The organism is Malaciobacter sp. (assembly GCF_055140965.1).
This window is the reverse complement of sequence record NZ_JBSRRO010000012.1, coordinates 51,137-57,350: the sequence shown is the minus strand read 5'-3', so window position 1 is coordinate 57,350 and position 6,214 is coordinate 51,137. Positions and strand designations below refer to the sequence as shown.

5 protein-coding genes are annotated in these 6,214 nt (G+C 23.5%); 2 read left to right on the top strand and 3 right to left on the bottom strand.

What is annotated here, in order from left to right; all coding sequences use genetic code 11:
- Nucleotides 1-193: 193 nt before the first annotated feature.
- Both ACTCCZ_RS05360 and ACTCCZ_RS05355 read left to right on the top strand, forming a co-directional pair.
- Complete coding sequence (locus tag ACTCCZ_RS05360) at nt 194-655, top strand: hypothetical protein (protein ID WP_079578008.1); 462 nt, start codon at nt 194-196, stop codon at nt 653-655.
- Between the two features lie 93 nt (nt 656-748).
- The gene (locus tag ACTCCZ_RS05355; protein WP_079578007.1) at nt 749-1,837 is read left to right on the top strand and encodes a DUF4158 domain-containing protein; all 1,089 of its coding nucleotides are present in this window, start codon (nt 749-751) and stop codon (nt 1,835-1,837) included.
- On the opposite strand, the gene ACTCCZ_RS05350 is transcribed toward ACTCCZ_RS05355, so the two are convergent.
- The 3 genes from ACTCCZ_RS05350 to ACTCCZ_RS05340 are packed head-to-tail and all read right to left on the bottom strand — an operon-like array spanning nt 1,796 to nt 6,052.
- Entirely contained in the window at nt 1,796-3,673 is a 1,878-nt protein-coding gene (locus ACTCCZ_RS05350) for a sensor histidine kinase (RefSeq protein ID WP_079578006.1), read from the bottom strand. The genes ACTCCZ_RS05355 and ACTCCZ_RS05350 overlap by 42 nt on opposite strands.
- Before the next feature lie 20 nt (nt 3,674-3,693).
- Nucleotides 3,694-4,875, bottom strand: a complete 1,182-nt coding sequence (locus ACTCCZ_RS05345; protein ID WP_079578005.1) for a TolC family protein — start codon at nt 4,873-4,875, stop codon at nt 3,694-3,696.
- Complete coding sequence (locus ACTCCZ_RS05340; protein WP_079578004.1) at nt 4,859-6,052, bottom strand: aspartate aminotransferase family protein; 1,194 nt, start codon at nt 6,050-6,052, stop codon at nt 4,859-4,861. The genes ACTCCZ_RS05345 and ACTCCZ_RS05340 overlap by 17 nt, the downstream gene beginning before the upstream one ends.
- Nucleotides 6,053-6,214 lie beyond the last annotated feature (162 nt).

Genomic DNA, 6,214 nt, shown 5'->3' with positions numbered 1-6,214 from the left:
AGTAAAAAATTATAACTTATCTGAAGTTCAATTCAACTTTTTAAAATTTAAATCAGCTTAAATTACGGGTTGTTTTTTATAATCTGCAAGTGGCTCTATTAATTAATTTATAAAAAGGAGGTTGTTTCTATTGAGTTATTAGATAATAGGTGTCATTTTCTGATTAATATAATAAAATAAAAAAGGATAAAAAATGTTAGATAAAATATTAGATGAATTAAAAAAAGATTTAGAAGAAGCAAAAGAAGCCAATTCATTAACAAAAGCCAATATTGAAAAAATTGTTAAAGAATCAACATCAAAAATAGTTTCAGAATTACAATTTAATAAAGATATATCAATAGATTTAGTAAATAGCGTAATGAATACAACAATTACTACACTTAAAGAGTTTGGGGAAGACACAAAAGAAAATATTAAAGTAAGTAGTGAAGCATTATTTGATGGTGTAAAAGAAACTATAAATAAACAATATTCTAAACAAAGTAAAGAAATAGAAGAAATACATACAATATTATCACAAGAGATAAAGAGTGATATGTCAAAAACAGTTGATAATGTTAAAGAAATTGGTGAATTATCATTTGAAGTATTGAAAAATGCTATTGATGCTGCGATTACAAGTGCAAAAAAAACATTGAATGATAAAAAATAAAAAAGATTAAAAGTATATAGTGAAGTTTTAAAATCATTTTATATTAATAAAAGATGATTTTATACTTCGCGTTAATTTATTAAAAGGTCTATCATGCCTCTTATAAAGATTTTAACATCAATCCAAAAAAAAGAGTTTGAAGAAGCACCTATTCTAAATCAAGAATTAAAAAATGAAATTTTTAAATTACCAAATGAATTAGAACAACAAGTTTATTCTTTAAATAACAGTAGCAATCAAATTCATTTTATATTGATGTTTGGATATTTTAAAATAACACATAGATTTTTTGATTCAGTTACATACTATAATGAAGATATTGAATATATAATCTCTAAATTTAAACTTGTTAATTGTTTATATACATCTGATATTGCACAAAGTACTTTAACTTTGTATAAACGACAAATAAGACAATATTTCTATTGTGTTAAATTCACATCAAATATATATGAAATTCTACAAAAAGAGTCAAATTTATTAGTAAGAAAACTACTAAAAATGCAAGATATTTTTTACTTATTAGTAGAAAAATCAATGGAATTAAAAATTGAAATCCCTAGTTATACACAAATAGTAACTATTATTTCATCATCAATAAATACTCAAAACAATTTGGTATATAAAAAAATCAAAAAATATGAAAACCATGAAGCCTTAAAAAATCTTGATTATCTTTTAAAAGAAGATATTACAAATCCAACCAAATATATTCTTGGTAAATATAAAAGAATTCTACATTCCGTAAATGCTGCTAAAGTTAGACAATCTAATATTGATTTTAGATATTTAAATGATTTATCAAAACAATTAGAACCAATAATAAAAGAACTCTCTTTAGATGATAACACTATTATTCATTATGCCAAATGGGTTGAAAAATCAGATATGCATCAAATTAGTAGAAAAGTAAAACATAAACAATATTTTGATTTGATATGTTTTGTGCTACATCAAGTAAAAATAAGAAGTGACTATTTGATTGATATTTTTGTTCAAGTGATGCAATCAATAAAACAAACTACTTTAAGAGAACATCAAACTATTTATTATGACCAAAAACATAATAGAACAAAGAATTTTAAAGACTTAACACAATTCTTACAAACAGAAATTATTCCAAATATATTAAATTTAGAATCAATTAATATGATTTACAATTATTATTTGAGACATATATAATCCAATTCCTGTACCTTTTGATTTGAATTTTGTTGTAAAGTATGGTTCAAAAATCTTATCTATTATTCTTTCATTAATTCCACCTGCATTATCTTTTATTTTTATAATTACTTGAGTATTGTCTTCTTCTTGTGAAATAAAAATATATTTCTCTTTTAAGTTATCATTTTCTAATAATGCATCTTTTGCGTTATTGATAATATTTAAAAGTACTTGGATTAATTCATTTTCTAGATTATAAACTTTACATTGTTTTGTTACATTTATTATTTCAATGTTTTTATTTTTTAAATTTGCACTTATAAGTTTTAATACTTTATCTATTGACTTATTTATATCAAATACTATTTTTACTTTATCTTTTTTAAAAAAATTACTAAAATCATCAATTGTATTTGAAAGGAGTTTTGTATTTGAGATAATAGCATCTAAAGAGTCATTCATAATATCTTTTTTTAGTATATTCATTTCATCATGTAATTTTATTCCAGATGCAGCTGTACTAATTGCACTTAGTGGTTGTCTCCATTGATGAGCAATATTTCCTATCATTTCACCCATAGAAGCAAGTTTTGATTGATGATGAAGTATTTGGTCTTTTTCTAGATTTTTTTGAGTTTGCTCATAAACTTTTTTTTCTAAATTTTCATTTAGTTCTTTTAGTTTTTGATTTTTTTGATGTAACTCTTTTTCATATTCTAAAATTTTTGATTGTATCTTTCTTGCAATTAAGGTCATGATTAAAATTAAAATAATAGTTATTATTGTAGCTACTAATATTATTGAGTTGATTGTATTATTGAGTTTTTCTATTAATAAAAGTTTTTTTTGTTTTATTTGCTTGTCTATTTTTGTTGTATATTGTCCTGTCCCAATTATCCACTTTAATGAAGGTATTATTGATACATAAGATATTTTTTTTGAAATATTTTCTTTCAAGTTATAGCTAGTAGGTGTATAATATATGAAACCACTATTATTTTTTTTAGCTTCTAATATAATGTTCTTTATAATTTTTTGTTCAATTTTAGATAAATTAGAAAATGGTATATTTATAAAATCTTTATTTATATGTGATATTGTAACTCCATTTTGTTTCAAAGCAAAAAGATATTCATCTTTGCCATACCTAATTGAATTTATAATCTTTAAAGCATCTTTTTCTATTTTGTTATTAATATCTTCTTTATATCTTGCAGTTCCTATATAAATATTTAAAGGTTCAAAAACTTTTATAAAGCCAATCTTTTTTTTATGCTCATTCTCTTTTGGTTTAGTCCAATACCAAGTGCTAAAGCCTTCTTTTTTTGAGTTTGCAATATTGGTTAACTCTTTTATAAAAAACTTTCCTTTAATATCTTGAATATCATCTAATTTTAGTTTTTCGTGGCTTGTAATTTGAGGTTGCATTATCACAGTATTATTTAAATCAATAATAAAAAAATATCCACTTTGATTATTGTAAAATCTATGATGTTCTAATTGCTTTTTTATTTCATTTAGTATTTCTTCTTTTGATAAACTATTTTTGTATCTTTCAAAAGTTTCTCTTATTGTTTTATGTGCTATATTTACTATATTTTTTAAGTTCTCTTTTTCTTCATTTTTAGTTATTTCAATATTTGTTTCAATTATTCTTATAACTCTTTGAATACGTTTTTTTGTTCTTTCTTTAATCTCTTTTGTATAGTTTTTTTCAAGTTGTTTATTTTCTTGTTCAAATTTAATCTTTTCATATTTTATAAATTTGTAAGTAAATAAAAAAGAGGTGATAAAGATAGTAATAATTGGAAGAATTATAATCCAATAAGTTAATAATAATCTACTATTGAACATAAATCCTCCTACGTTAAAAGCTATTCTATTTTAGCATAAAGTTTTAATAATTCTATTTGTTTTTCTAATTCATAAACTTTAAGTTCAATTTTTTTTACCATAGATGAGTTTAATAATGTATCAACATCACTTTTTGTTTTTAATCCAGCATTTTTTTCTTCAACTATTGTATCAAGTAATGAGTTATAAAGTTCATAATCATCTTTTGTTATTTCTATTTTTCTCTCTATTGTTTTTATTTTTTCAAGTTTTGTTTTAAAGAAATTTTGCTCTTCTAAAATCTTATTTTTCAAAGATAATTTAGCTTTTAAATAATCAATTTGTGTTGATTCTATATCATTGAATGTTCTAACATTAAGTGGCATTGATATTGATATTCCTACATTATGTATTGAGTCATCATTTGGATTTGTATTTGTAGGAGTAAACTTATGATTTTTTGTATAGTCAAAAGTTGCACTAACTGTTGGTAAATATTTAGCTAAAGTCATGCCTTTATATTCATATTTAGTTTGTATATCTGCTTTTGCTTTTGATAATTCAAGGTTTTTATTTAAAAACTCTTTTTTACTTACAAGCTCAAAAGTAGGAAGAGAAAAAAGCTTATAATCTTTACTTGCAAGATTATTAAAACTATTGATTAGCTCATTTTTTTGATATTTTAAATCTATTAGATTCTTTTTAGCAGTATTTGCATCTAAAATTGCATTATCTAAAAAAGAAGTATCTAAAAAGCCATTTAATACTTGTTCTTTTTTTCTTATTACATCAATTTGCGCATTTTTTACAACATAATTTGCTTTTTTTATTTCAAACTCAATTTTATTTATATTATAAAGAGTTTCATAGGCATCTTTTATTAGATTTTTTCTTTGTAAATCTATATCTAAATTTGAATATTTTTCATTTGCATTGGCATATTTAATAGCTTTATAAATACCACCACTTTTAAAGATTGGTTGGTCAACGCTAATTACACTTTTTTCTGAGTCTGTATATTCTCCATCGATTTTTGTGTATGATAATGTAATAGGATTAATCCAGTCTTTTTTTAACTTGCTACTATCTTCAATTACCTTTTTTTCACTTAATTCAAACTGCTTTAGCCTATCTTGTGATAATATATTTTCATCTGTATTTGCATTTAAAAACATAGGTAAAAGACTACTAAGAAGTAGTCCTTTTCTAAGAGATTTCTTCAAGGGCATCACCTAACCTTTTAAAACCTTCATCAATTTCTTCTTTAGAAATTGTAAGCACAGGTAGAAGTCTTAAAGTATTTTTTCCAGCTTTTAATACTAAAACACCATTCTCAAAAGCTTTTGATACAATAGAAGCTAAAGTTTGTTCATCTCTTACTCTAAGTCCTCTCATTAAACCTAATCCAACACTTTCTAAAAATAGATTTGAATATTTTTTATATAAAGTATCTAATTTCTCTTCAAAGTATATTATTGCTTCATCTAATTTTCCACTTACTTTATAATCTTCTAAAATATTTAAAACTTCTAATCCAGTTGCTGTACTTAAGTAATTTCCTCCAAAAGTTGAACCATGATCTCCTGGTTCTAAAATATCTTTATGTTTAGTAATAACTGCTCCAATAGGAACTCCTCCACCTAAACCTTTAGCTAAAGTAATAATATCTGGCTGTATTTCATAAAGGTTTGAAGCTAGAAACTCTCCTGTTCTATAAACTCCTGTTTGTACTTCATCTACTATTAATAATATTTTATTATCATTTAAAAATTTTGCTAACTCTTGAATATCTTTTTTATCAAAAGGCTGAACTCCACCTTCTCCTTGAACTAATTCAATCATAACTGCAACTGTTTCATCATCAATTGAATTGTAAATATCGTCAATTGTATTATCATAAGAAAAACCATCTGGGTATGGAGCAAAATGGGGAGCATGAAACTTGTCTTGTCCTGTTGCTTTAACTGTAGTAATAGTTCTTCCATGAAATGAGTGCTCTAGTGTAATTACTTTGTATCTTTTTTTCTCAAAGTTTTTTTCACCATATTTTCTTGCGATTTTAATTGCACCTTCATTGGCTTCAGCACCACTATTGGCAAAAAAAGTCCCAACTTCATATCCACTAAGTTTAGCTATTTGTTGGGCTAATTTTATTTGAGGTTCAATCATATAAAGATTTGAAGTATGAGTAATACTGCTTACTTGTTTATATATTGTATCTGCTACTTGTTTATTTCCATGTCCTACTGATACTACTCCAATACCTGAAGTGAAATCTACATAGTCCTTGCCACTATCATCAAATAATGTAGCATTAATACCACTTTTAAAATTTGTATAATTTTTTGAATATGTGTTTAAAACATATTTTTTATCAATGTTTTTTAACTCTTCTGACATTTTTTTTCCTGTTAATGTTAATTTTAACTTTAAAATAGATTATATCTAATTTTATTGAACAAATTGTTAATCAAGAAAAATCATTTTTTTTGATTTTATGTTTTTATGTATTCTACTTTTCAATTGCTTTTAGATATAATCAAAACTAAAATTAAAGGAAGA

Excerpts from the sequence above, each read along its gene's own strand:
- ACTCCZ_RS05360 (WP_079578008.1), top strand. The coding sequence starts at position 194 with ATGTTAGATAAAATATTAGATGAATTAAAAAAAGATTTAGAAGAAGCA.
- ACTCCZ_RS05355 (WP_079578007.1), top strand. The coding sequence starts at position 749 with ATGCCTCTTATAAAGATTTTAACATCAATCCAAAAAAAAGAGTTTGAA.
- ACTCCZ_RS05350 (WP_079578006.1), bottom strand. The coding sequence starts at position 3,673 with ATGTTCAATAGTAGATTATTATTAACTTATTGGATTATAATTCTTCCA.
- ACTCCZ_RS05340 (WP_079578004.1), bottom strand. The coding sequence starts at position 6,052 with ATGTCAGAAGAGTTAAAAAACATTGATAAAAAATATGTTTTAAACACA.